General features: G+C 71.9%; 24 protein-coding genes. 4 read left to right on the forward strand and 20 right to left on the reverse strand.

Translation table 11 applies throughout. The features are described from left to right. Nucleotides 1-4 precede the first annotated feature (4 nt). From gatC to ELQ39_RS08830, 6 genes are all read right to left on the reverse strand, one after another. Entirely contained in the window at nt 5-301 is a 297-nt protein-coding gene (gatC, locus tag ELQ39_RS08805) for an Asp-tRNA(Asn)/Glu-tRNA(Gln) amidotransferase subunit GatC (RefSeq protein WP_006130840.1), read from the reverse strand. A 165-nt stretch (nt 302-466) separates the two neighbouring features. Further along, nucleotides 467-2719: a putative bifunctional diguanylate cyclase/phosphodiesterase gene (locus ELQ39_RS08810; RefSeq protein WP_225640593.1), complete on the reverse strand. Its 2253-nt coding sequence runs from the start codon at nt 2717-2719 to the stop codon at nt 467-469. A 260-nt stretch (nt 2720-2979) separates the two neighbouring features. Then, the gene (gene ligA / locus ELQ39_RS08815) at nt 2980-5175 is read right to left on the reverse strand and encodes an NAD-dependent DNA ligase LigA (RefSeq protein ID WP_242591565.1); all 2196 of its coding nucleotides are present in this window, start codon (nt 5173-5175) and stop codon (nt 2980-2982) included. A 14-nt stretch (nt 5176-5189) separates the two neighbouring features. After that, nucleotides 5190-6191, reverse strand: a complete 1002-nt coding sequence (locus ELQ39_RS08820) for a methionine synthase (RefSeq protein WP_242591566.1) — start codon at nt 6189-6191, stop codon at nt 5190-5192. 98 nt (nt 6192-6289) lie between these two features. Next, the gene (locus tag ELQ39_RS08825) at nt 6290-6988 is read right to left on the reverse strand and encodes an SDR family oxidoreductase (protein WP_242591567.1); all 699 of its coding nucleotides are present in this window, start codon (nt 6986-6988) and stop codon (nt 6290-6292) included. Between the two features lie 18 nt (nt 6989-7006). Continuing rightward, complete coding sequence (locus ELQ39_RS08830) at nt 7007-7546, reverse strand: TIGR00730 family Rossman fold protein (protein ID WP_242591568.1); 540 nt, start codon at nt 7544-7546, stop codon at nt 7007-7009. Between the two features lie 78 nt (nt 7547-7624). Here ELQ39_RS08830 and ELQ39_RS08835 point away from each other — a divergent pair, with 78 nt between their 5' ends. Both ELQ39_RS08835 and ELQ39_RS08840 read left to right on the forward strand, forming a co-directional pair. After that, complete coding sequence (locus tag ELQ39_RS08835) at nt 7625-7948, forward strand: DUF427 domain-containing protein (RefSeq protein WP_242591569.1); 324 nt, start codon at nt 7625-7627, stop codon at nt 7946-7948. Between the two features lie 80 nt (nt 7949-8028). Next, nucleotides 8029-8808 (forward strand): alpha/beta fold hydrolase, encoded by a 780-nt coding sequence (locus ELQ39_RS08840; protein ID WP_242591570.1) that lies wholly within the window; start codon nt 8029-8031, stop codon nt 8806-8808. A gap of 28 nt (nt 8809-8836) precedes the next feature. Here ELQ39_RS08840 and mnmA read toward each other — a convergent pair whose 3' ends face one another. Next, nucleotides 8837-9967, reverse strand: coding sequence for a tRNA 2-thiouridine(34) synthase MnmA (gene mnmA / locus ELQ39_RS08845; RefSeq protein ID WP_225626483.1), 1131 nt, complete (start codon nt 9965-9967; stop codon nt 8837-8839). Between the two features lie 60 nt (nt 9968-10027). Here mnmA and ELQ39_RS08850 point away from each other — a divergent pair, with 60 nt between their 5' ends. Then, nucleotides 10028-10750: an N-acetylmuramoyl-L-alanine amidase gene (locus ELQ39_RS08850; protein ID WP_242591571.1), complete on the forward strand. Its 723-nt coding sequence runs from the start codon at nt 10028-10030 to the stop codon at nt 10748-10750. 24 nt (nt 10751-10774) lie between these two features. Here ELQ39_RS08850 and ELQ39_RS08855 read toward each other — a convergent pair whose 3' ends face one another. From ELQ39_RS08855 to ELQ39_RS08865, 3 genes are all read right to left on the reverse strand, one after another. Then, nucleotides 10775-11944, reverse strand: a complete 1170-nt coding sequence (locus ELQ39_RS08855; RefSeq protein WP_190005650.1) for a cysteine desulfurase family protein — start codon at nt 11942-11944, stop codon at nt 10775-10777. A 93-nt stretch (nt 11945-12037) separates the two neighbouring features. Beyond that, nucleotides 12038-12304 carry a DUF4190 domain-containing protein gene (locus ELQ39_RS08860; protein ID WP_190005649.1) on the reverse strand — a complete coding sequence of 89 codons (267 nt, stop codon included), beginning with the start codon at nt 12302-12304 and terminating at the stop codon, nt 12038-12040. Nucleotides 12305-12352: 48 nt separating this feature from the next. Next, a complete protein-coding gene (locus ELQ39_RS08865) occupies nt 12353-12535 on the reverse strand; it encodes a hypothetical protein (RefSeq protein WP_190005702.1) in 183 nt (60 codons plus the stop codon). Between the two features lie 99 nt (nt 12536-12634). Here ELQ39_RS08865 and ELQ39_RS08870 point away from each other — a divergent pair, with 99 nt between their 5' ends. Beyond that, nucleotides 12635-13285 carry a TetR family transcriptional regulator gene (locus ELQ39_RS08870; protein ID WP_242591572.1) on the forward strand — a complete coding sequence of 217 codons (651 nt, stop codon included), beginning with the start codon at nt 12635-12637 and terminating at the stop codon, nt 13283-13285. A 58-nt stretch (nt 13286-13343) separates the two neighbouring features. Here the strand turns inward: ELQ39_RS08870 and ELQ39_RS08875 are convergent, their stop codons facing one another. From ELQ39_RS08875 to ELQ39_RS08920, 10 genes are all read right to left on the reverse strand, one after another. Next, the gene (locus tag ELQ39_RS08875; RefSeq protein ID WP_242591573.1) at nt 13344-14204 is read right to left on the reverse strand and encodes a thioesterase family protein; all 861 of its coding nucleotides are present in this window, start codon (nt 14202-14204) and stop codon (nt 13344-13346) included. A gap of 52 nt (nt 14205-14256) precedes the next feature. Further along, the gene (locus ELQ39_RS08880; protein WP_225626480.1) at nt 14257-14925 is read right to left on the reverse strand and encodes a trimeric intracellular cation channel family protein; all 669 of its coding nucleotides are present in this window, start codon (nt 14923-14925) and stop codon (nt 14257-14259) included. 69 nt (nt 14926-14994) lie between these two features. Continuing rightward, nucleotides 14995-16350, reverse strand: a complete 1356-nt coding sequence (locus ELQ39_RS08885) for an ABC transporter ATP-binding protein (protein WP_242591574.1) — start codon at nt 16348-16350, stop codon at nt 14995-14997. Then, entirely contained in the window at nt 16347-17348 is a 1002-nt protein-coding gene (locus tag ELQ39_RS08890; protein WP_190005644.1) for an ABC transporter ATP-binding protein, read from the reverse strand. The genes ELQ39_RS08885 and ELQ39_RS08890 overlap by 4 nt, the downstream gene beginning before the upstream one ends. 6 nt (nt 17349-17354) lie before the next feature. Further along, nucleotides 17355-18314: an ABC transporter permease gene (locus ELQ39_RS08895; RefSeq protein WP_190005643.1), complete on the reverse strand. Its 960-nt coding sequence runs from the start codon at nt 18312-18314 to the stop codon at nt 17355-17357. A 1-nt stretch (nt 18315) separates the two neighbouring features. Continuing rightward, complete coding sequence (locus ELQ39_RS08900) at nt 18316-19320, reverse strand: ABC transporter permease (protein ID WP_190005642.1); 1005 nt, start codon at nt 19318-19320, stop codon at nt 18316-18318. Nucleotides 19321-19427: 107 nt separating this feature from the next. Continuing rightward, a complete protein-coding gene (locus ELQ39_RS08905; RefSeq protein ID WP_242591575.1) occupies nt 19428-21098 on the reverse strand; it encodes an ABC transporter substrate-binding protein in 1671 nt (556 codons plus the stop codon). A 433-nt stretch (nt 21099-21531) separates the two neighbouring features. Continuing rightward, the gene (locus tag ELQ39_RS08910) at nt 21532-22314 is read right to left on the reverse strand and encodes an enhanced serine sensitivity protein SseB C-terminal domain-containing protein (RefSeq protein ID WP_225626478.1); all 783 of its coding nucleotides are present in this window, start codon (nt 22312-22314) and stop codon (nt 21532-21534) included. Nucleotides 22315-22419: 105 nt separating this feature from the next. After that, on the reverse strand, nt 22420-23196 hold the full coding sequence (locus ELQ39_RS08915; protein WP_242591576.1) for an enhanced serine sensitivity protein SseB C-terminal domain-containing protein: 777 nt from the start codon (nt 23194-23196) through the stop codon (nt 22420-22422). A 51-nt stretch (nt 23197-23247) separates the two neighbouring features. Further along, nucleotides 23248-23916 carry an AAA family ATPase gene (locus tag ELQ39_RS08920; protein WP_190005639.1) on the reverse strand — a complete coding sequence of 223 codons (669 nt, stop codon included), beginning with the start codon at nt 23914-23916 and terminating at the stop codon, nt 23248-23250. Between the last annotated feature and the right edge of the window lie 19 nt (nt 23917-23935).

Below are 23935 nucleotides of genomic sequence, written 5' to 3' on the forward strand. Positions count from 1 at the left end.
CGGTTTACTCCTCCCCCAGGATCTGCGGCACCTTGAAACGCTGCTGCTCCTGGGCCGGGGCGCCGGAGAGCGCCTGCTCGGGGGTGAGCGAGGGACGGACCTCGTCGGCCCGCATAACGTTCGTCAGCGGGAGCGGGTGCGAGGTCGGCGGTACGTCTTGGTCGGCGACCTCGCTGACGCGGGCGACCGCGCCGATGATGTCGTCGAGCTGGCCCGCGAAGTGGTCGAGCTCTTCGGGCTTCAGCTCCAGACGCGCCAGCCGGGCGAGGTGGGCGACCTCCTCGCGCGTGATGCCAGGCATGCAGCGATCCTCTGGGGTGAGTGTGTGTGTTTGGGACCAATCCTATGGGGCGGGGCCCCATGCCCGTGAAACCCTCCGCCCTGAGCGCCCCGTGAGGGACGCGGGGAACTGCGCGCCCTGCCACGTCGGACCCGCGGCCGGCGTACGGCGGTGTTCAGGCGGAGGCTAGTCCTCCGCCGTACCCGTGGCCGCCGGCAAGGCTGCCGCCGGCCGCTGCCACCCCCGCGACCCCCGGGCGAGCAGCCACGCCGTGGTCTCGTCCGGCGGCATCGCTGCCGCGACCAGCCACCCCTGCACCGCGTCGCACCGCAGGTCCCGCAGCCGTTCCCACGTCTCGTCGTCCTCCACGCCCTCGGCGACGACGAGCAGGCCGAGCGAGTGGGCCAGGTCGATCGTGCAGCGCACGATCTCCGCGTCCTCCGTGTCGATGGCCAGCCGGGCCACGAAGGAGCGGTCGATCTTCAGCTCGCTCACCGGCAGCCGCCGCAGGTGCACCAGCGAGGAGTAGCCGGTGCCGAAGTCGTCGAGGGACATCTTGACGCCGTGGCCCGTCAGCGCGTTGAGGGTGTCGGCGGCCCGCGTGGGGTCCTCCAGCAGCACGTGCTCGGTGATCTCCAGTTGAAGCGCCCCCGCGGGCACCCCGTGCCGGGCCAGGCGCGCGGCGACGGAGCCGGCGAAGCCGGGGCTGTGGACGTCGCGCGGCGAGACGTTGACGGCGACCGGCACGAACAGCCCCTGGGAGCGCCACTCGGCGACCTGCCCGAGCGCGGTCTCCAGTACGTACTCGGTGAGCTGGGGCATCAGCCCCGACGACTCGGCTATCGCTATGAACTCGTCCGGGGGGACCCGCCCGCGCTCCGGATGCACCCACCGCACCAGCGCCTCGAGGCCGGAGACCTGGCCGTCGAAGCGGACCTTCGGCTGGTAGTGCAGCTCCACCTCGTGCGCGTCGAGGGCGCGGCGCAGGTCGCCCAGCAGCCCCAGCCGGTCGGGGGTGTTGGAGTCCCGCTTGGACTCGTACGCCTCGACGCCCGTGCGGTCCCGCTTGGCCTGGTACATCGCCACGTCCGCGCGCCGCAGCAGTCCTTCGGCGTCGGACGCGTGGTCCGGGAAGACGGCGACTCCCGCGCTCGCCTCCAGGACGAGGGTGAGCCCGTCGAGGTCGAGCGGGGAGCTGAGGGCCGCGACGAGTCCGCGGGCGGCGCGGGTCGCGGACGTGGTGGAGTCCGCGACGGGCAGTAACACGGCGAACTCGTCGCCGCCGAGCCGCGCGGCCTCCGCCCCGCGCGGCAGGGCCGCTCTCAGCCGGTCGGCGATCTGCAGCAGCAGCCGGTCGCCGGCGAGATGGCCGAGGGTGTCGTTGACCGACCGGAAGCGGTCGAGGTCGATGAGCATGAGCGCGGCGCGGGAGCCGGCCCGCTCGGCGTCGTCCAGCGCGGTCCAGATGCGCTCCTGGAGCCACTGCCGGTTGGGCAGTCCGGTCAGCGGGTCGCGCAGCTGCTCCTCGGCCCGTGCGCGGGCTATCCACAGGGTGGAGTCGAGGGCGATCAGCGGGATGGCGAACAGCGGCAGCAGGACGGGTTTGGCGTCGGCGACCACGCACACCAGCGGGGCGATGCCGAGCAGGGCCACCGCGACGAGCCCCTGGCGGACCAGGGCGGTGCGGGCGACGGTGGGCAGGCCCGAGCGGGGGGTGTGCAACCACCACAACAGGGTGCGGGTGACCGCGAGATAGGCGGCGGCGACGAGCACCACCCCGGGACCGGTGTAGAGGGTCCAGGTGTCGGGGGTGGACGGCGACTCGACGGACGGCACGGTGCCGAACGCGGCCAGGACGAGCGCTCCGGCGCCGATGCCGAGCAGGTCGACCGCGCCGTGCAGCACGCCCTGCCGCCAGCGGCCCCGGCGGGCTACGCCGACCAGCACGACGACGGTGAGACTGACCATGCCGGCCGGGACCCAGCCGTAGAGGAGCAGCACGGCGAGGGTGAGGGCCGCGCCGGAGCCGGTGCCGCCCCACCAGCGGGACCGGCCCAGCATCACGAGGTGGCCGACGATGATGCCGGTGAGCACGGCCAGCGACCAGCCGACCGTGCCGGACGGGAAGAGGGCGTGTCCGCCGGTGAAGGCGCGCAGGAAGCCGGCGCCGAGCACGAAGCCGGCCGCCGCGACGACCGCGGTGGGCAACGCGGGCCAGGACGGGTGGCGTTCGGTCTCCGCCGTGGGCTCTGAGATGCCGTGCCCGCCGGCCGGGCGTGCCGCGCCGGCGTCGCGCGCGTCCGCGGCGCCCGCCCCGGTGCGCCCCCGCGCGTCCGGTCGCTCCGCCGGCCGCCCGTCCTCACGGCCGCGCCGCCGGACGACCGCCAGGCGGCGCAGGCGCAGCCGTGAGCCCGGGGCGGCGCTCTCGGTCGGTTCCATTCCCGTCCCTCTCACAGCCGGCGGTGCCCACGCCACGCGGCCCGATGCCCGACATCCCTCAGCGGCTCCGCCGTGGAAAGCCCTTCCCCGGACCCGTCACGGGTACGGGGGTTGCCCCGACCGCAACTGGGCACGGCGGGCGCACATCTCAACAGTAGGCCGCGGAAGGCTTGTACGGGCACCGGTCGCCGACGGTTGCCCGAATGCGCCCCAGCCACCCGTATGCATCTGGTATGCGCCGATCGGGGAGGCTTCAACCGTTACTCCTCGGCCGAAAGGGCGGCCTCGGCCGCGGCGTCGGGTCCCTCCTCCAACAGGACCTGGAAACCGTCCTCGTTCAGAACCGGCACCTTCAACTGCACCGCTTTGTCGTATTTCGACCCGGGGTTGTCACCCACGACGACGAACGAGGTCTTCTTGGACACCGATCCGGTCACCTTCGCGCCCCGGTTCTGCAGCGCCTCTTTCGCGCCATCCCGGGTGAAGTTCTCCAGGGTTCCGGTCACCACGACCGTGAGTCCTTCGAGCGGACGAGGGCCCTCGTCCTCGCCGGAGCGCTCGTCCTCCATGCGGACCCCGGCCGCCTTCCACTTGCGGATGATCTCCCGGTGCCAGTCCGCGGCGAACCATTCCTTGAGGGAGGCGGCGATGGTCGGGCCGACGCCCTCGGTGGCCGACAGCTCCTCCTCGGTGGCCTGCTCGATGCGGTCGACGGAGCGGAATTCGCGGGCCAGCGCCTCCGCCGCGACCGGGCCGACATGGCGGATCGACAGGGCGGTGAGCACCCGGGCCAGCGGGCGTTCCTTGGCGGCCTCGATGTTCCTCAGCATCGCCAGGGCGTTCTTCTTCGGTTCGCCCTGCTGGTTGGCGAAGACGGTGACGACCTTCTCCTCGCCGGTCTTCGGGTCCCGCTTGGGCAGTCCGCTGTCCTGGTCGAGGACGTACGCCTTGATGGGCAGCAGCTGCTCGACGGTGAGGGCGAAGAGGTCTCCCTCGTCCTTCAGCGGCGGCTCGTCCGGCTCCAGCGGGCTGGTGAGGGCCGTGGCGGCGACGTACCCGAAGTGCTCGATGTCCAGCGCCTTGCGTCCGGCGAGGTAGAACAGCCTCTCGCGCAACTGGGCGGGGCAGGCGCGGGCGTTGGGGCAGCGCAGGTCGACGTCGCCCTCCTTCATGGGCCTGAGCGGGGTGCCGCACTCGGGGCACTCGGACGGCATCACGAACTCCCGCTCGCTGCCGTCGCGCAGGTCGGCCACCGGGCCGAGGATCTCCGGGATGACGTCGCCGGCCTTGCGCAGGACCACCGTGTCGCCGATGAGGACGCCCTTGGCCTTCACCACGTCCTGGTTGTGCAGCGTGGCGAACTCGACCTCCGAGCCGGCCACCGTCACCGGCTCGACCTGCGCGTACGGCGTGACGCGCCCGGTGCGGCCGACGCCCACCCGGATGTTCACCAGCTTGGTGTTGACCTCCTCCGGCGCGTACTTGTACGCGATGGCCCAGCGCGGGGCGCGCGAGGTGGTGCCGAGGCGTCCCTGGAGGGGGATCTCGTCGAGCTTGACCACGACGCCGTCGATCTCGTGGGCCACGGAGTGGCGGTTCTCGCCGTAGTACGCGATGAACTCGCGCACGCCCTCCAGGCCGTCGACCACCCGGTTGTGCGGGGAGGTCGGCAGTCCCCACTCCTTCAGCAGGTCGTAGCCCTGGGAGAGCCGGGTCAGGCCCTTGTAGCCCTCGAGCACGCCGATGCCGTGCACCACCATGTGCAGCGGACGGGTGGCGGTGACCCGCGGGTCCTTCTGGCGCAGCGAACCGGCCGCCGCGTTGCGCGGGTTGGCGAACGGCTTGTCGCCGGCCTCCACCAGCCGGGCGTTGAGCTCCTGGAACTTCTCCATCGGGAAGTAGACCTCGCCGCGGATCTCCACGACGTCGGGCACCTTGTCGCCCTTGAGGCGGTCCGGGATCTCGGCGATGGTGCGGACGTTGGGCGTGATGTCCTCGCCCGTGCGGCCGTCGCCACGGGTCGCCGCCCGGACCAGCCGGCCGCGCTCGTAGGTGAGGTTGACCGCCAGGCCGTCGACCTTCAGCTCGCACAGGAAGTGGTAGGTCTGGTCGCCCAGTTCGCGGTGGACGCGGTCGGCCCAGGCGGCGAGGTCCTCGTCGTTGAACGTGTTGTCCAGGGAGAGCATCCGGGAGCGGTGCTCGACGGAGGTGAACTCCGTCTCGTAGGCCCCGGCGACCTTCTGGGTCGGCGACTCCGGCGTGCGCAGCTCCGGGTAGCGCTCCTCCAGCTGCTCGAGCTCCCGCAGCAGGCGGTCGAACTCGGCGTCGCTGATCACGGGCGCGTCGTTCACGTAGTACCGGAAGCGGTGCTCCTCGATCTGCTCGGCGAGCGTGGCGTGCTGCTCCCGCGCTTGTGCGGGCACGCTCGTCGTCTCCGCTTGCTTGTCGCCGGCCACCGTGTGTCCTCCCGTTACTCAGGGTTGTCCGCGAGGGATCTCGCCGCCCGGACGCAGTGGGCGTAGGCCGATCGCGCGTACCCGGGGGACGCCCCCGCGAGTCCGCACGCCGGGGTGACCGTGACCGCCTCCGGGAGAAGTCCCGGCCGCAGCCCCAGCCTGCGCCAGAGCGTCCTGACACCCATGACGCTACCGGCAGGGTCCGACAATGGAGCGTCCGCTCCGGGGACGACACCGGCGAACAGGCGGGTGCCGCCCTCGACCGCTTCCCCGATCGCCTCGTCGTCACGCTCGGTGAGGAGGGAGAAATCGAACGAGATGCCCGCCACGCCCGTCCTGTGCAGCAGGGCGAACGGGACGTCCGCGGCGCACGAGTGGACCACGACCGGCCCGCCGTCGTGCACGCCGACCACGTCACGCAGGGTCCCCTCGACGGTCTGGCGGTCGACCGCGCGGTGGGTGCGGTAGCCGCTGGCCGTCTTCACCTGACCGCGCAGGACGGCGGTGAGGGACGGTTCGTCGAGCTGGAGGACGAGCCGCGCGCCGGGGACGCGGCGGCGCACCTCCTCGAGGTGCAGGCGCAGGCCCTCGGTGAGGGAGGCGGCGAGGTCGCGGCAGGCGCCGGGGTCGGAGAGGGCCGCCTCGCCGTTCTTCAGTTCCAGGGCCGCGGCGAGGGTCCAGGGGCCCACCGCCTGCACCTTGAGGAGCCCTTCGTAGCCCTGGGTGAACTCCTCCAGGGCGTCCAGGTCCTCGCCCAGCCAGGAGCGGGCACGGCGGGTGTCCCGGCCCGGACGGTCACCGATCCGCCAGCCGCTGGGCTCCACGCGCGCGTAGAGCTCGACGAGCAGGCCGGCGGTGCGGCCGATCATGTCGGCGCCGGGGCCGCGTGCGGGGAGCTCGGGGAGGTGGGGGAAGTCCTCGAAGCTGCCTGTGGCCGCCTTGGCGGCCTCTCTCGCGTCTGTGCCGGGGAGGGAGCCGAGGCCGGTGGCGGGCGGGAAGTGAAGGGTGTCGTTCACACCGGAAGCGTACGCAGTGCGGGGCGGGGGGTTCTCGCCCCCGCCGCCCCTTACCGTCCCGTCCCCGGGGCTGCGCCCCCAGACCCCCTTTCGGCCCGTCAGCGCCCTGGCCGGACCGTCAGGTCGTTCACTTCCGCGTCCCTCGGGAGGTCCAGCGACATGACGATCGCCGTGGCGACCGACTCGGGGTCGATCCACTTCGACGGGTCGTAGTCCTTGCCCTCCTGCTGGTGGACCTTGGCCTGCATGGGGCTGGCGGTGCGGCCCGGGTAGACCGACGTGACGCGGACGCCGTTGGCGTGTTCCTCCGCGCGGAGGGAGTCGGCGAGGGCCTTCAGGCCGTGCTTGGAGGCCGCGTAGGCGGACCAGTCGGCGTGGGCGGCGAGGCCGGCGCCGGAGTTGACGAAGATCACGTGGCCGCGGCTCGCGCGGAGCTGGGGCAGAAGGTGGCGGGTCAGTTCGGCGGGGGCGACGAGGTTGACGTTGAGCTGGTGGCGCCAGCTCTTCGGGGTGAGGTCGCCGACGCGGCCCAGGTCGACGACGCCCGCGACGTGCAGCAGCGAGTCCACCCGGTCGGGCAGCGACTGGTGGGAGAACGCCCAGCTGAGCCGGTCCGGGTCGGCCAGGTCGCCGACCAGGGTGCGGGCACCGGGGAACTCGGCGGCCAGCTCCTTGGCGCGGCCGGCGTCGCGCGCGTGGAGCACGAGGTCGTCCCCGCGCGCGTGGAGGCGGCGCGCGACGGCGGCGCCGATGCCGGAGCCGGCTCCGGTGATCACATGTGTAGCCATGACCGCCATGCTCGCATCACCGCTCGGTCAGGCGACGCCCAGGCTCTCCTCCAGGTAGGCCAGCGCGCCGACCGGCTCCTCGGCGAAGAAGACCAGCTCGGTGAGCGGGCGGGGCAGGAAGCCCTCGTCCTCCATGCGGCGGAACTGCTCCTTGAGGCCGTCGTAGAAGCCCGCGGTGTTGAGCAGCACCACCGGCTTCTCGGTGTGACCGTGCTTCTTCAGCTCCAGGATCTCGGTCGCCTCGTCCAGCGTTCCCGTGCCGCCGACCATGATGACCACCGCGTCGGCCTTCTCCAGGAGGAGCCGCTTGCGCTCGGCGAGGTCCTTGGCGACCACCATCTCGTCGACGCCGGGGCGTGCCTTCGCCGCGAGGAACTCCACCGAGACGCCGAGGAGCCGTCCGCCGGCCTCCTCCACCCCGTCGGCGACGACCTTCATCAGGCCGACGTCCGAGCCGCCCCAGACCAGGGTGTGCCCGCCCTTGCCGAGAAGGCGCGCGAACTCCCGCGCGGGGCGTGTGTAGCGGTCGTCGAGGTCGGCGGCGGAGAGGAAGACACAGATGTTCACGGGCGTCAGCCTACGCCCGGGAAGAAGGCCGCCCCGAGGGGCGCTGTACGGGGTGGACCGACCGACGAGGAGGACGCCGTGACCACAGGCCATCGCATCACCGTCGAGCCCGGCGACCGGCACGTGCGCGTGGTGCGCGACGGACGCGTGCTGGCGGAGAGCGACCGGGCGCTGGTGCTGCACGAGACGGGCTGCCCCGCGCGCTGGTACATCCCGCCGGAGGACGTGCGGCTCGATCTGCTGACACCGTCCGCGACGCACACGTACTGCCCGTTCAAGGGGACCGCGTCGTACTGGTCGCTGCCGGACGCCCCCGACCTGGTGTGGTCGTACCCCGACCCGAAGCCGGCGGTGGCGCCGATCAAGGACCACCTGTGTTTCTACGACACGGAAGTGGACTGACCGCGCGCAGGAGGTGTGATCGGCGGACGCGCCGCCCGCCTCACCGACGATTCCCGTGCCGTGCGGCAGTCTGGTGAGACATGGACCAGAACATCTCCTCGCGCGACGGCACCTCCCTCGCCTACGAGAGCGCCGGGCGCGGCACCACGATCGTCCTCGTCAGCGGCGCGATGTCGACGGGCGCCACGGTGGCGCCGCTGGCCGCCCCGCTCTCGGAGCGGTTCCGGGTGGTGGTCTACGACCGCCGCGGCCGGGGCGCGAGCGGTGACACGCCGCCGTACGCGGTGGAGCGCGAGGTGGAGGACCTGGCGGCGCTGATCGAGGCGGCGGGCGGCGAGGCGGGGCTGTACGGCGTCTCCTCGGGCGGCGCGCTGGCGCTGCGGGCGGCGGCGAGCGGGCTGCCGGTCCGCCAGGTCGCGGTGTACGAGACGCCGTACGCGATGTCCGAGGAACATCTCGCGGAGCGCGCCCGGTACACCGAGCGGCTGACCGCGGCCCTGGAGGAGGGGCGGCGGGGCGACGCGGTGGAGCTCTTCCTCCAGCTGACCGGGCTGGACGACGCGGTGATCGACAGCGCGCGGCAGTCGCCGATGTGGGCCGGGATGGAGGCGCTGGCGCCGAGTCTGGCGTACGACGACGCCGTGATGGGCGACGGGAGCGTGCCGCGGGAGACGCTGGCGTCGATCGGGGTGCCGGTGCTGTCCATCGCGGGCGACGCGAGCCCGGCCTGGATGCGTCGGGCGGCGAAGGCGATCGCGGAGTCGGTCCCCCGGGGCGCGTACCGCACCCTGGGGGGCCAGACCCACATGGCCGAACCGGACGTCCTGGCGCCGGTGCTGGCGGAGTTCTTCGCCCGGTGATCCGGGTGACCGGCCGGGGCGGGACCGCTCAGGCCACTCCCGCCGTGGCCCGCTCCGTGGAGGCGATGGTCGCCGAGCCCACCACGCGCGTGCCGTCGTAGAGCACGACCGCCTGGCCGGGGGCGACGCCGCGGACCGGCTGGGCGAAGCGCACGCGCAGCTCCTCGCCGACGAGTTCGGCGGTCACCGGGGTCTCGTCGCCGTGGGCGCGCAGCTGGGCGGTGTAGGCGCCGGGGCCGGTGGGGGCGGCGCCGCACCAGCGGGGGCGGATGGCCGTGAGGGCGCCGACGTCCAGGGAGGCGGCGGGGCCGACGGTGACGGTGTTGTCCACCGGGGAGATGTCGAGGACGTAGCGCGGCTTGCCGTCGGGGGCGGGGGTGCCGATGCGCAGGCCCTTGCGCTGGCCGATGGTGAAGCCGTACGCGCCCTCGTGGGTGCCGATCTTGGCGCCGGACTCGTCGACGATGTCGCCCTCGGCCCTGCCGAGCCGCTTGGCGAGGAAGCCCTGGGTGTCGCCGTCGGCGATGAAGCAGATGTCGTGCGAGTCGGGCTTCTTGGCGACGGCGAGTCCGCGGCGCTCGGCCTCCGCGCGGATCTCCTCCTTGGTGGTGACCGTGTCGCCGAGGGGGAACATGGCGTGGGCGAGCTGGCGGTCGTCGAGCACGCCGAGGACGTAGCTCTGGTCCTTGGCCATGTCGGAGGCACGGTGCAGTTCGCGGGTGCCGTCCTCGCGGAGGACCACCTTGGCGTAGTGGCCGGTGCAGACGGCGTCGAAGCCGAGCGCGAGCGCCTTGTCGAGCAGCGCGGCGAACTTGATCTTCTCGTTGCAGCGCAGGCAGGGGTTGGGGGTGCGGCCGGCCTCGTACTCGGCGACGAAGTCCTCGACGACGTCCTCGCGGAAGCGGTCGGCGAGGTCCCACACGTAGAAGGGGATGCCGATGACGTCGGCGGCGCGGCGGGCGTCCCGGGAGTCCTCGATGGTGCAGCAGCCCCGCGCGCCCGTGCGGAACGACTGGGGGTTCGCGGAGAGCGCGAGGTGGACGCCGGTCACGTCGTGACCCGCTTCGGCGGCACGGGCGGCGGCGACGGCGGAGTCGACGCCTCCGGACATGGCGGCCAGGACGCGGAGGGGGCGGGTGCGCTGCGGGGTGTCAGTCATAGCCCTTCCAGGGTACGGGGGCGCGGGAACCACGGCCGCCGGATATGCGTTCACGATCACATGGGGGCCAAGGGAGCATCCGAGGACGGCGACCGGCGCATCGGGCGGCGCGCCCTGATCGTGGGCGGGCTCGCGGCAGCGGCCGGGACGGCGGCGCTGGCGCGCGACGAACTGGCGCGGCTGTGGTGGCGGCTGCCCGGGATCGACAAGCCGCGCACGCCGGGCGAGGTCGACTTCGCGGGCGCCCGGTGGGTGGCGGCCTCGGACGCCAACTGGCGCGGCGCGGACCGGCCGGACGACTTCCACATCGACATGGTGGTCGTGCATGTCACGCAGGGCAGCCTGGACAGCGCGGTGCGGGCGTTCCAGAACCCGGGCCACAAGGCGGCGGCTCACTACATCGTCGGCAAGGACGGCCGGGTCACGCAGATGATCCGCGAGCTGGACGTGGCGTACCACGCGGGCAACCGGGACTACAACGAGCGCAGCATCGGCATCGAGCACGAGGGCTTCGTGGACCGTCCGGAGGACTTCACGGACGAGATGTACGCGGCCTCGGCCCGCCTGACGGCCCGCATATGCGCGCGCTACGAGATACCGGTGGACCGGAAGCACATCATCGGCCACGTCGAGGTGCCGGGCACGGACCACACGGATCCTGGCCTCCACTGGGACTGGGACCGCTACCTCAACCTGGTCCGCCGCGCGGGGACGGCCCGGGCCGAGGACAGACGCTCGGCGGTCCCGGCGGGGGGCTCGGGGAGCCCCACGCCGGGTTCGTAGCCGCCCGGGGACCCCGGAACCCCCTCAGCTCAGGCCCGCCGCACGCGCGCGCTCGACCGCCGGGCCGATGGCCTTGGCGAGGGCCTTGACGTCGGCGTCCGTGGAGGTATGGCCGAGGGAGAAGCGGAGGGTGCCTCGGGCGAGGTCGGGGTCGGTGCCGGTGGCGAGGAGGACGTGGCTGGGCTGGGCGACGCCGGCGGTGCAGGCGGAGCCGGTGGAGCACTCGATGCCCTGGGCGTCCAGGAGGAGCAGCAGGGAGTCGCCCTCGCAGCCGGGGAAGGTGAAGTGGGCGTTGGCGGGGAGGCGTCCGCCGGGGGCGGGGTCGCCGCCCAGGATCGCGTCCGGGACGGCCTCGAGGACGGCGGCGACCAGGTCGTCGCGGAGGCGTCCGATCTCCAGGGCGAACCGCTCCCGCTCCTCGGCGGCGATCCGTCCGGCGACGGCGAAGGAGGCGATCGCCGGCACGTCGAGGGTGCCGGAGCGGACGTGGCGTTCCTGGCCGCCGCCGTGCAGCACGGGCACGGGCGTGTGCTCGCGGCCCAGGACCAGGGCTCCGATGCCGTACGGGCCGCCGATCTTGTGGCCGGAGACGGTCATGGCGGCGAGACCGGACGCGGCGAAGTCCACCGGGACCTGTCCGAAGGCCTGAACCGCGTCGGAGTGCAGGGGAATGCCGAACTCGGCGGCGACGGCGGCGAGTTCGGCGACCGGCAGGATCGTCCCGATCTCGTTGTTGGCCCACATCACGGTGGCGAGGGCGATGTCGTCGGGGTTGCGGGCGACGGCCTCGCGCAGGGCCTCGGGGTGTACCCGGCCGTGGGCGTCGACGGGGAGGTACTCGACGGTGGCGCCCTCGTGGGTGGCGAGCCAGTCGACGGCGTCGAGGACGGCGTGGTGTTCGACGGGGCTGGCGAGGACCCGGGTGCGGGCCGGGTCGGCGTCGCGGCGCGCCCAGTACAGGCCCTTCACGGCGAGGTTGTCGGCCTCCGTGCCGCCCGAGGTGAAGACGATCTCGCTGGGGCGGGCGCCGAGGGCCTCGGCGAGGGTCTCGCGGGCCTCCTCGACGGTGCGCCGGGCGCGGCGGCCGGCCGCGTGCAGGGAGGAGGCGTTGCCGGTGACGCCCAGGTGCGCGGTGAGCGCCTCGACCGCCTCGGGCAGCATCGGGGTGGTCGCGGCGTGGTCGAGGTAAGCCATGGTGGGGCCGATTCTACGGGGCCCGGTGCATGAGCCACGGATCCCGGTGGCCGGGATGTGACGCCCGTACGGCCGGTGCGGCGGGTCCGCTCGTCAGAAGCTCCACGAGATCGTGCCGTCCGCCTGCATGAACACGGCGAGGACGACGAGGTCGGCGATGCCGAGGCCCAGGCCGAGCAGGGCGCGGCCGCGGCGGGCGGTGCCCCGCCACAGGGCGACGGACGCCAGCACGATGGCGCTCGGGCCGAGGAAGACGTTGAGGACGAGCAGGCCGAGCAGGCCCAGGACGAACGAGGCGACGGCCATGCCGTCGGTGTCACGGATTCCGGTGCGGCGGCCGGCCGGTGCGGTGAGCTGCATGGTGATCGGACTCCTGCGGTCGGAGGGTGGTCGGTCGGACGGCGCGGGTCAGTGCGCGGAGGTGCCGCGGTCGCGGCCCTGGAGCTCGCGCAGGGCGAAGACGCCGAGCCAGACGGCGATGACGGCGCCGACAACGAGGGAGAAGGTGAGCGGCGCGTGCGCGACGGCGCCGAGGACGACGCCCAGCAGCAGCAGCGCGGCGACGAGGAACAGCATGAGTCGGACCCCCAAGTTTGGGTGAACGGTTGTAGAAACACTTGTTCACTGACTTCCCAGTCTAGCGGCCCTTCTCACTTTTCAATTTGGGAGAACAGTTGTTAACTGCATGGTATGAGTCACACGTCCGGCATCCGGCAGGCCCAGAAGCAGAAGACCCGGCAGGCGCTCCTCGACGCGGCGCTCGAGCTGCTGGAGGGCCAGAGCCTGAGCAGCCTGGGCCTGCGTGAGGTCACGCGCGCCGCCGGGATCGCCCCGACCGCGTTCTACCGGCACTTCCGGTCGGTCGAGGACCTGGGCGTGGCGCTGGTCGAGGAGGCCCTGGGCAGCCTGCATCCGATGATCCGGACGACGGTGTCCCCGGCCGGCGAGGGCGAGGAACGCATCGCGCGCGCCATCGAGCTGATCGCCGGTCATGTGGACGCGCACCCGGCCCATGTGAGGTTCATCGCCCGTGAACGGCACGGCGGGGTACGTCGGGTCCGCGAGGCGATACAGGAGCAGCTGGCCCGGTTCACGGCGGAGGTCGGGGAGGCGCTGGCCGGGGACGCGGAGTCGGCGGGCTGGAGCGAGGAGGACCTGCTGATGCTGGCCCAGCTCTACGTGGACCAGATGCTGATCACCGCCTCGCTCTTCCTGGAGGCGCCGGCGAGTTCGCCCGGGGCCCGGGAGCGGGTGTCGAAGGTGGCGTCGCGTCAGCTGCGGCTGATTCATGTGGGGCGGCAGCACTGGCTCGACGGGACGGGCGCGGCCGGGAGCCGGTGACAGCACGGAGGGGTGGTGCGGAGTCGCCCGCGACCCCGCACCACCCCTCCGTGTCGGTTCAGCTCAGCCGCACGCGCGCCAGCTGGCGGGACTGCGCGACGAGACGGTCGGCGCTGTCCCAGACCTCGGCGTCCTCCTCCAGGAAGCCGCCCGCGAGGTTGCGGGTGGTGATGGACACACGCAGCGGACCCGGCGCGGGGCGGCAGCGCACATGGACGGTCAGCTCGACCGTGGGCACCCAGCCGGTCAGCCCCATCTCGAAGGCGGTCGGCGGCAGCGCGTCCACCGCGAGCAGCAGCGCCAGCGGGTCGGGGTCACGGCCGTCGGCGAGACCGAACCAGGCGCGCATCTCGCCCTTGCCGGACGGCTGTCCGAGGGCCCAGCCGAGGGTCGACGGGTCGAGCTTCAGCATCAGCCGGCCGGCGATCTCGGAGCTTCCGTCGACCGGGGCGGGGCCGTCCTCGGGGCCGAAGCACTGGTCCATCGGCGGCAGCGCGGGCGGTACGGCGGTCGTGCGGACGTCGTCGGGGAGGGCGTCCAGGTCGCCGTAGGAGGCGAGGACGCGGATGCGCTCCACCTCGTTGCCCTGCTCGTCGCGCTGGAAGAGGGAGGCCTGGCCGGTGGAGAGCGTGCGCCCGGTGCGGACGGTCTCGGTGCGGACGACCGCCGGGCCCGGCTGGGAGGCGGTCAGGTAGTGCGCGGAGACCGTGAACGGGTCGGGGTGCGGCAGCGCGTCCGCGAGCGCGCGGCCCAGGACGGCCAGCAGGTATCCGCCGTTGACGGCGTTGATGATGGTCCAGCCGGCGGAGAGGTCGATGTCGTAGACACCGGGTGCCCGCGCGGTGAGCGCGGTGTCGCGGTCGAACTCACTGTCACCGATGACGGCCCGGGTGGCCTGGGCGGAGGCTGCTTTTGGCATGGGGTGCACAGTACAAGAAGACAATACTAAGCGGTAGCTTTGTTCGCTGTGATCAGGTAGGAGGCTGCTCCTCCGTCACCGTCGAACGGCGGTGCCAGGCACGAGGCGCACGCCAGTGGTAGCGCATCGCCAGCAGCCGCAGCACGAAGGCGGTGACGGCCGCGGTGGTGCTGGTCACCGGGTTCAGCACGTCGAAGCGCAGGCAGAGGGCGACCATGGCCGCGCCGACGATCGCGGGCACCGCGTACAGGTCGCGGTCCCAGCGCAGCAGCGAGGGCACCTCGTTGGCGAGCACGTCCCGCAGCACACCGCCGCCGACCGCCGTGGCCAGGCCCAGACAGGCGGACGCGGTGAGGCCGAGCCCGTAGTCGTACGCCTTGGTCGTGCCGACGACGCAGAAGAGGCCGAGCCCCGCCGCGTCGAAGACGTTGACGGCGACCTGGATGCGCTCGACGTGCGGGTGCAGGAAGAAGACGAGGACGGTGGCCAGCAGCGGGGTGACGAAGTACCCCAGATCCGTGAAGGCGGCGGGCGGGACGGCGCCGATGATCAGGTCGCGGAAGAGACCGCCGCCGAGGGCGGTGATCTCGGACAGCACGGCGATCCCGAACACGTCGAAGTTCTTCCGGACGGCCAGCAGGGCCCCGGAGATGGCGAAGACGAAGATGCCGATCAGATCGAGCGTGTGCAGGACGGACGGGCTGAACAGTTGCTGAAGCACTTGCATATTGTGGCGTAGAAAGAAGCCCTCGCCTTGCAAAGCAAGGCGAGGGCTTCGTTCGGGTGCCGATCAGACAGCCTTCTCGGGCTCCTCGGAGGCCTTGGCCTCGTCGGACGCGACGGCTTCGTCGGCCTCGTCGGCCTCGTCGGCAGCCTCGGGCTTCGGCGAAGCCTTGGCCTCGGCGGCCTTCTCCGCCTTGCCCTCGGCCTTGGCGGGCTCCTCGGCCGTGGCCGCCTTGTCCTCGGCCTCGACGGCCTTCTCCGCCACGACGGCCTTCTCCGCCGGCTTCTCCGCCTGGGCCGGGATCTTCGCCGGAGTCTCGGCCGCCGGAGCGTCGGCCTCCGGAGCCTCGGCCTCCGGCGTGTCCTCCGTCGGGTTGTCCTCCACGCCCTCGCGGGTCGCCGAGACCACCTCGCCCTTGGTCAGCCGGAGCTTCCCGGACGCGATGTCCTCCGCGTAGTGGCACGCCACCCGGTGGCCGCCGCCGATGTCCCGCAGCTCGGGGCGCTCGGTCGCGCAGCGCTCGGCCTGGGCCCACGGGCAGCGCGTGTGGAAACGGCAGCCGCTCGGCGGGTTGGCCGGCGAGGGCAGGTCACCGGTGAGCAGGATCCGCTCGCGCTTGTCCTCCACCTCCGGGTCCGGCACCGGCACGGCCGACATCAGGGCCTTGGTGTACGGGTGCTTCGGCTCGGCGTAGAGCGCGTCGCTCGGCGCCTCCTCGACCAGCGAGCCCAGGTACATCACGCCGATGGTGTCGGAGATGTGCCGGACCACCGCGAGGTCGTGGGCGATCACCACGTAGGTCAGGCCGAGTTCCTCCTGGAGCTCCTCCAGCAGGTTGATGACCTGGGCCTGGACCGACACGTCGAGCGCGGAGACCGGCTCGTCGCAGATGATCACGTCCGGTTCGAGGACGAGGGCGCGGGCGATGCCGATGCGCTGCCGCTGGCCGCCGGAGAACTCGTGCGGGTAGCGGGCGAGCGCGTTGGAGGGGAGGCCGACCTTGTCGAGGATGGCCTTGATCTTCTCCCGGCGCTCCTCCTGGTCCTTGCCGATGCCGTGGGCGATCATGCCCTCGGACAGGATCGACTCGATGTTCTGCCGCGGGTTGAGCGAGCCCAGCGGGTCCTGGAAGACCATCTGGAGCCGGCGCCGGAAGCGGCGCATCTCCTCGCCGGGCAGCTTCGCCAGGTCGGTGCCGTCGAGGACGACGGAGCCCTCGGTGATGTCCACCAGCCGCAGCACCGACCGCCCGAGGGTGGTCTTGCCGCAGCCGGACTCGCCGACCAGACCGTAGGTCTCACCGGCCTCGACCTTCAGCGACACCCCGTCCACGGCGTACACATGGCCGACCGTGCGGTCGAACAGGAGGCCCTTCTTGATGGGGAAGTGGACCTTGACGCCGTCCAGTTCGAGCAGGCTCATGCGGGGACCTCCTCGGCCTTCGCGTCGTCGAGTACGGGGTTGACGCACCGCACCTGGTGACCGGCCGCGCGGGGCTCGCCGAGCTGCGGGGTGCCGGACAGGCAGCCCATCTCGTACCGGTCGCAGCGGGGCGCGAAGGCGCAGCCGTCGGCCCAGGCGATGCGGTCGTTGATCGAGCCGCGGATGGGGTTGAGCGGCTCGCCCCGGGGCGCGTCGAGCCGCGGGATGGAGCCCAGCAGTCCGTGCGCGTAGGGGTGGGTGGGGTGGGCGAACAGCTCGCGGCGCCCGGCGGACTCCACGACCTTGCCCGCGTAGAGCACGTTGACCTGGTCGCAGAGGCCGGCGACCACGCCGAGGTCGTGGGTGATCATCAGCAGGGCGGTGCCCTCCTGGTCCACGAGCTCCTTGAGCAGCTCCAGGATCTGCGCCTGGATCGTCACGTCGAGCGCCGTGGTGGGCTCGTCGGCGATGAGCAGGCGCGGGGCGCAGGCCACCGCCATGGCGATCAGCGCGCGCTGGCGCATACCGCCGGACAGCTGGTGCGGGTACTCCTTGAGCCGCCGGGTCGGGTCGGGGATGCCGACCCGGTCCAGCAGGTGGGCGGCCTCCTTGCGGGCGGCCTCGCCCTTCATCCCGCGGTGGCGCTCCAGGATCTCGGTGACCTGCACGCCGATCGGGACGACCGGGTTCAGCGAGGACAGCGGATCCTGGAAGATCATCGCCATCTCGCTGCCGCGCAGGTCGCGGCGGGCGGACGGGCTCATCGTGAACAGGTCCGTGCCGTCGAACTCGGCACGGCCGCCGATGGTGAGACCCTTCGCGGGCAGCAGGCCCATCAGGGCCAGGGAGGTGACGGACTTGCCGCAGCCGGACTCGCCGACCAGGCCCACGACCTGGCCCTGGTCGACCTCGAAGGAGACGCCGTCGACCGCCCGGGACGCCTTGCGGCCGCGGCCGCCGAAGGTGACGGTCAGTTCGTCGACAGTGAGCAGAGACATGGTGGTTCAGCCCCTCAGCTTCGGGTCGAGGGCTTCCCGCATGGCCTCGCCGAGGAGGGTGAAGCCGAGGGCGGTGATGATGATGCCGACGGCGGGGTAGACCGCCATCATCGGCGCGTTGTCGAAGAAGCGCTGCGCCTGGGCGAGCATGACGCCCCACTCGGGGATCGCCGGGTCGGGGTTGCCGAGACCCAGGTAGGACAGTGCGGCCGCCTCGATGATCGCCGTGGCCAGGGAGAGCGTGGCCTGCACGATCACCGGGCTGAGCGAGTTCGGGATGATCTGCGAGGTCACGATGCGGCGCTTGCGCACGCCCAGCGACTGGGCGGCGAGCACGTAGTCCGCGCCGCCCTGGGCCAGCATCGAGCCGCGCAGCAGACGGGCGAACACCGGCACCTGGACCACACCCACCGCGATCATCACGGTGGTGAGGGACTGTCCCATGACGGCGGCGACGGACACCGCGAGCAGCAGCGACGGCAGTGCCAGCATCATGTCGATGAAGCGCATGATGACGGAGTCGACGCGCTTGCCCGCCTCGCCGCCGAGGGTCGCGGCCGCACCGGACAGACCGCCGATCAGGAAGCCGGCGACCAGGCCGATCAGGGTGGAGACGACACCGACGAGCAGGGTCTGGCGGGCGCCGACCAGCATGCGGGAGAACATGTCCCGGCCGAGGTGGTCGAGGCCGAACCAGTTCTCGCCGCGCGGGCCGACGAACTTGCCCTGGTTGGGGAAGACCTCGCCGCGCCAGGTCTGGGCGGTCGGCGCGTACGGGGTGAGGTACGGGCCGACGATCGCGATCACGACGAAGACGGCGATGATGACCGCGCCGATGATCGCCATCTTGCTGCTCTTGAGGCGGCGGAACGCCTCACGCCACAGGCTGGCGCCGGTGCTGGTCTCCTTGGTCGCGGTGAGTTCCGCGAGGCGCTGGATCTTGTCGGTCTTGGTGGCGACGCTCATGTCAGTGCACCCGCACTCTCGGGTCGATGAGGCTGTACGCCAGGTCCACCAGCAGGTTGATCAGGACGTACACCATCGCGATGAACATGATGAACCCGACGAGCACGGGGTAGTCGCGGCCGTCGATCGCGGTCCGGATGAAGGAACCGATGCCTCCGAAGGAGAACACCGACTCGGTCAGGACCGCGCCGGACAGCAGGGAGCCCGTGAGCAGGCCGACCGCGGTCACCACGGGGAGCATCGCGTTGCGCAGCACGTGCCGGCTGCGGACGACGCTCCGCTTGAGGCCCTTGGCCTCGGCGGTGCGCACGTAGTCCTCGTCCTGCACCTCGAGCACGCTGGCGCGGGTCATGCGGACGATGACCGCGAGCGGGATGGAGGCCAGGGCGACGGCGGGCAGGATCAGGTGCATGATCGCGTCCCAGGACGCGTCGAACTCCCCGGTGAGGATGCCGTCGAGGACGGCGAAGCCGGTCACGTCCGTGGCGTTGATGCCGGTGTCCTGGCGGCCGTAGCTGGGGAAGATCCCGAGCTGCACGGCGAAGATGCCCTTGAGGATCAGCGCGAGGAAGAACACCGGGATGCAGATGCCGACGAGCGAGCCGGAGACCGCGGTGACGTCGAGCCAGCCGCCGCGGTTGCGGGCGGCGAAGTAGCCGAGGGGGACGCCGACGGCCACCGCGATGAGGATCGCGAGGAGGGACAGTTCCACGGTCGCGGGGAAGCGCAGGACGAACTCGTCCCACACCGGCTGTCCGGTCTGGGTGGACGTGCCGAGATCGAGCTCGGCGATGCGCTTGAGGAAGCGCCAGTACTGGACGTAGACGGGCTGGTCCAGCCCGAGCGCACGGTTGATGCGCGCCACTTCGGCCTCGGTGGCCTTCTCCCCCAGGATCGCTGAGGCGGGTCCACCGGGCAGCCGGTCGAGCCACAGGAAGAGCAGAACCGACAGGCCGAGCAGCGTGGGTATGAGCTGGAGCAGTCTTCGTACGACGAGACGCAGCACCCCGCTTGCCCCTTTCTTGCGTGTTGTCTTACATGAACGGACCCGCCCGGCCGCCGAGTTGCGACGGCCGGGCGGACCCCCCCGTTATCGAATTCCTGCCGGTTCGCCTACTTGAAGGAGGCTTCGGCGAAGACTTCCTGCGTCAGCGGCGACACCTTCGGCGGGTTGACGTTCTTGCCGAAGGCGATGGCCGGCGGGGACGACGAGATCGGGACGCCGGGCAGGTAGTCCATGATGACCTCGTTGGCCTTCTGGTAGGCCGCGGTGCGCTCCTCGGCCTTGCCCATCTTCGAACCGGCGTTCACCGCGTCGAAGACCTTCTTGTCCTTGAAGCCCCACTGCTTGTCGAACCCGGCGAACCAGGTGCCGATGAAGTTGTAGCCGTCGTTGAAGTCACCGGTCCAGCCGAGCATGTGCAGGGCGCAGGAGCCGGCCTCGGTGGCGTCCAGGTAGTCCGGGGCCCACTTCATGGCCTTCGGCTTGACCTTGATGCCGGCCTCCTCGAGGTCGGCCTTCATCAGCTCGAACAGGTCCTGCGGGGCAGGCATGTACGGGCGGGTGACCTCGGTCGGGTAGCAGAACTCGATCGTCAGGTTCTGCGCGCCGGCCTTCTTCAGCAGCTGCTTCGACTTGGCCGGGTCGTGCGGGTACTGCGTGACGTTCTTGGAGTAGCCCTGGATGGTGTCCGGCATGAACTGGTCGGCCACCTTGCCGCCCTCGGGCAGCTGGGTCTTGACCAGGTTCTCCTTGTCGATCGCCTGCGCGATCGCCTGGCGGACCTCCTTCTTCTTCAGGGCCGGGTTCGCCGTCTGGCTCATGCCCACGTAGAAGAGGTTGAAGACGCCACGGGTCGGGACGACGTAGCCCTCGTTCTCGAGGGTCTTGACGTCGGCCGGGGCGACGAGGTCGTAGCCGTCGATGTCACCGGCCTGGAGCGCCTGGCGGCGGCCTTCCTCGGTGTCGATCGTGCGGAAGACCAGGTTCTTGATCTTGGCCTTCTCGCCCCAGTAGTCGTCGAAGCGCTCGAGGGTGACTTCCTTGTTGCCCTTGTTCCACTTGACGATCTTGTACGGGCCGGTGCCGGCGACCGTGCCGGCCTCCTGGCTGTACTTGGGGTACGTGATGGCGTCGCCCTTGGCGGTCGCCTCCTGCTTCTCGTACTCCTTGATCGCCTTCGGCGAGTGGATGGCGAGGGCGTTCAGCGAGAAGCCGCCGGGGAGGTTCGCGGAGGGCTTCTTGACCTCGATGACGGCGGTGTGCTCGTCCTTCGCGGTGCAGCTCTTGTAGTTCGCCTCGGGCGTCTCCGGGTCCTCGTTCTTCGCGAACCCGCCCATGATGGTCTGCCAGTAGTAGGAGACCGCGCTCGACTGGTAGGTGCCCTTCCAGTTGAACCAGTGGTCGTAGTTGGCGCAGACCGCGGCGGCGTTGAACTCCTCGCCGTCGTGGAACTTCACGCCCTTGCGGAGGTTGAAGGTCCAGACGGTGCCCGCGTCGTTGCTCGACCAGGTCTCGGCGAGGCCGCCGACCAGCTTGGTGCCGCCCGACTCGTGCTCGAGGAGGGCCTCGAACGCCTGGCGGGTCACGCGGAAGGTTTCACCGTCACTCGCGAGGGCAGGGTCCAGGGATCCCGGGTCGCCTGCACCGGCGAACACGAAGGTGTCCTTCTTGCCGCCGCTCTCGTTGTCGCTGTCCCGCTCGCTGGCGCAGCCCGTGGCGATCAGACCGACCGCGACCGCGGCCGTGATCGCCCGAGCGGCTCGGGTCTTGAATATGCGCATACTGGGGCCACTCCGGGTCCGCTATGTGGATGCATCTTGACCGGCCGAACACTACAGACGTTCGCAGTGAGTCAGGAACAGTCCGGATAGCGGTGATACCTACCTGAGATCTGAACAGTCGACATAAGGGACTGTTCCGGCATCTTCGCGCGATGATTTAACACCGGGGACACAAACGAAGGTGCCTCAAGTGCCTTTCACGGGGCCTCGGATGACGTGATGACGCGGTGAAACCGCAGGTGACAGGGGGTTAGCGACAGGTAGCTGATCGCATTCGACGGAATCTGACGCAAAATCAGCGGCGGACGGGTCAGGACAGGACTCGCAGCGACTTCCCCTTGTCCACATGCTGGACGTCGTGACACTGCGTCACCATGCGCGAGACCCCCGGCGGCCGAGGCGCCGTGCCGGGGACCTCGGGAAGACGTACCGGTCAGAGGCGGTGTGCGGGCGGGTAGCCGTAGCCCGTGGCGGGGGCCGGGGCGTGCGCCTCGCGGTCGTAGAACGGACGCCCGTTGACGCGCAGCCACATCGCCACCGGGTCGTGCTCGTCGGACAGGGCGACGGTGGAGACCGGCAGCCCGTCGGGCACCGCGGACAGCGACTGCCGCATCATCTGCCGCACCGACTCCACGGCGGGCGGCGAGGTGTCGTACACGTCCAGGCCGATGGCGAGGTACGGGGCGCCCAGCGCGGGCTGCACCCAGGCGCGGCGCAGCGCGCGCACGGCCGGGGTGCGGTGGGCGTTCTGCGCGAGGAGGGCGTAGAACTGCGGGATCTCGATGGCCGGTTCGGACAGCCGCAGCGGTCCGGCGGGCTGCTGGTCGAGTCCGCCGGCGATGCGGCGCAGGTCGAGCCAGGGGATGCCGACGCCGCCGCCCGGCGCGTGCGGATTGAGCCAGAGGCCGTAGCGGTCCGGGTAGAGGGCGCGGGCCACCTCGAGCCCGTCGACCACCTCGTACGAACGGTTCCAGCCGCTGGCGGACAGCTCCTGGGCGGAGGTCACGCAGGGCGCGTAGCCGTGCCCTTCGACCTCCATGGTCCCGTACTGGGCGTCCGGCGAGCCGGCCTGGCCGTGCCAGAGCAGCATCCAGACCCTGCCGGACGAGGGGGTGGCGAGGGCGCGCAGCAAGGCCTCGTAGGCGTCGTAACGCCCGGGCGTCACCTGGCGCAGCATGTGCTCGACCTGTCCGGCCGCCGCGGTGCCAGCGCTCACTTGTATCGCCCCTCCGTACAACACCCTGCCGGCCAATGCTCCTAGCTTAAGCCGACGGTCTCCGGGGGTCTGCTGTCAGTGCGCGGAAGGCGGGCGGCGGCGGCGTCACGCACGCTGGTAGAAGGGGCGGACCTTGGCGCGCAGCCAGTCGGCGACCGGGTCCTGGGCCACGTCGAGGACGACGAGGTTGACCGGCCAGCGGGCGGGGCTGCGGCCCAGCGCCCGGCCGAGGGCGTCCAGCGGCAGCGCGCGCGGGTCGCCCTCCCAGTGCAGCAGCTCCACGCCGACGAACAGCACCGGGTCCGCCGTCTCGATGGCGGCCAGGCAGCGGCGGGCGGTCGCCACCACACCGAGGGCGTCGAACTCCTGCGAGGCGGCGGCGAGGAAGTCCACCGGGTCGTCCTGCCAGTCCGGTTCGAACAGCCGGACGCGGCCGCCGCTCGCCGGGCCGTCCAGCGGGGAGCGCCCGGCCCGGCACAGCTCGGCCACCGCGGCCGGCGGCAGCGGGACGGCGACCGTGCCGCCCGGGTTGACCACGATGCCGGCCTGCGGGGGCAGTCCGCGGGCGAACTCCACGGCGGGCGCGATGGTGCAGCCCATGTGGGAGCCGACGACCTGGCGGAACTGCTCCTCGGAGCTGAAGACCGGCACATACGCCTGGCCGTCCAGTTCCATGGTGGGCAGGTCGAGGGGGCCGCTGTGCGGGCCGCCGCCGTTCGGCAGGGGCACCCAGACGAAGCTGCGGCCGAGGACCTCGACGATGCGGGCTCCCGCCGAGGGGACGCCGAGGGAGGCGGAGAGCGCCTCCTCCAGTTCGTTGCCGGGCCACCCGCCGTGCGGGTGGAAGTGCGTCCGCTCCGGGTTGTCCGCCGGGAAGTCCATCTGTCGCCCACCGTCTGCCTGATGCCGCTGCTTGGCGGAAAGGCTAGCCGGTCAGCCGGTGAAGCCGATCCGGCGCAGGGCGTTCGCGGCGTCCCGGTCGACGAGCACCGCCGAGGCGCAGCCCTCCGGCACCCGGCCCGACTCCACCGCCTCCAGCAGCCGCCCGCAGGCGGTGCGGTGCCGGCGGAAGGCGTACCGCGAGACGCCCCGGCCGCGCTCCAGCTGCCCGGCCAGTGCCTCTTCGGGCGGGACGTCGAGGAGCAGCAGGTGCAGCGCGGCCCCGCGGCGGCGGGCCTCGCGGGCCAGCCAGCGCCGCACCCAGGTCTGGGTGCCGCAGTCGTGCACGACGACCGGCCGGCCGGAGCGCAGCACGCGGCGCAGTCCCGCGTAGTGGGCGAGCCGGACCAGGGGGCGGTAGAGGGCGTACGGCAGCAGGCGGGGCATGCGGCTGTCCCAGCGGTCACGCGCGTCCTGGGAGTCGACGCGGTCGTCGTGCACCGTGCGCCGCATCAGCGTGGACTTGCCGCTGCCGGGCAGTCCGGTGACGACGACGAGGTCGCGGGGGCCGAAGAGCAGGGCGCGCGGGCTGCGTCCTGAGCGGGCGCGCAGATCCTGGACGAGGGGGGCGGGCGCCGCGTCGCGGGCGCCGTGGGCCCGGTGCGCGTGCTGCCGCGGCAGCGCGACGCCTGTGGTGCCGGCGTACGCCGTGGGCCTGTTCACCGTGGTCGTCCTCCCCTGG

This window comes from Streptomyces sp. GB4-14 (assembly GCF_022696125.1).
Classification (GTDB): domain Bacteria; phylum Actinomycetota; class Actinomycetes; order Streptomycetales; family Streptomycetaceae; genus Streptomyces; species Streptomyces werraensis.

Bases quoted from the DNA above. Each gene is read 5' to 3' on its own strand.
- gatC (WP_006130840.1), bottom strand. From the start codon at position 301: ATGCCTGGCATCACGCGCGAGGAGGTCGCCCACCTCGCCCGGCTGGCG.
- ELQ39_RS08810 (WP_225640593.1), bottom strand. From the start codon at position 2,719: ATGGAACCGACCGAGAGCGCCGCCCCGGGCTCACGGCTGCGCCTGCGC.
- ELQ39_RS08825 (WP_242591567.1), bottom strand. From the start codon at position 6,988: ATGGCGGTCATGGCTACACATGTGATCACCGGAGCCGGCTCCGGCATC.
- ELQ39_RS08840 (WP_242591570.1), top strand. From the start codon at position 8,029: ATGGACCAGAACATCTCCTCGCGCGACGGCACCTCCCTCGCCTACGAG.
- mnmA (WP_225626483.1), bottom strand. From the start codon at position 9,967: ATGACTGACACCCCGCAGCGCACCCGCCCCCTCCGCGTCCTGGCCGCC.
- ELQ39_RS08850 (WP_242591571.1), top strand. From the start codon at position 10,028: ATGGGGGCCAAGGGAGCATCCGAGGACGGCGACCGGCGCATCGGGCGG.
- ELQ39_RS08855 (WP_190005650.1), bottom strand. From the start codon at position 11,944: ATGGCTTACCTCGACCACGCCGCGACCACCCCGATGCTGCCCGAGGCG.
- ELQ39_RS08860 (WP_190005649.1), bottom strand. From the start codon at position 12,304: ATGCAGCTCACCGCACCGGCCGGCCGCCGCACCGGAATCCGTGACACC.
- ELQ39_RS08870 (WP_242591572.1), top strand. From the start codon at position 12,635: ATGAGTCACACGTCCGGCATCCGGCAGGCCCAGAAGCAGAAGACCCGG.
- ELQ39_RS08875 (WP_242591573.1), bottom strand. From the start codon at position 14,204: ATGCCAAAAGCAGCCTCCGCCCAGGCCACCCGGGCCGTCATCGGTGAC.
- ELQ39_RS08885 (WP_242591574.1), bottom strand. From the start codon at position 16,350: ATGAGCCTGCTCGAACTGGACGGCGTCAAGGTCCACTTCCCCATCAAG.
- ELQ39_RS08890 (WP_190005644.1), bottom strand. From the start codon at position 17,348: ATGTCTCTGCTCACTGTCGACGAACTGACCGTCACCTTCGGCGGCCGC.
- ELQ39_RS08895 (WP_190005643.1), bottom strand. From the start codon at position 18,314: ATGAGCGTCGCCACCAAGACCGACAAGATCCAGCGCCTCGCGGAACTC.
- ELQ39_RS08905 (WP_242591575.1), bottom strand. From the start codon at position 21,098: ATGCGCATATTCAAGACCCGAGCCGCTCGGGCGATCACGGCCGCGGTC.
- ELQ39_RS08915 (WP_242591576.1), bottom strand. From the start codon at position 23,196: ATGGACTTCCCGGCGGACAACCCGGAGCGGACGCACTTCCACCCGCAC.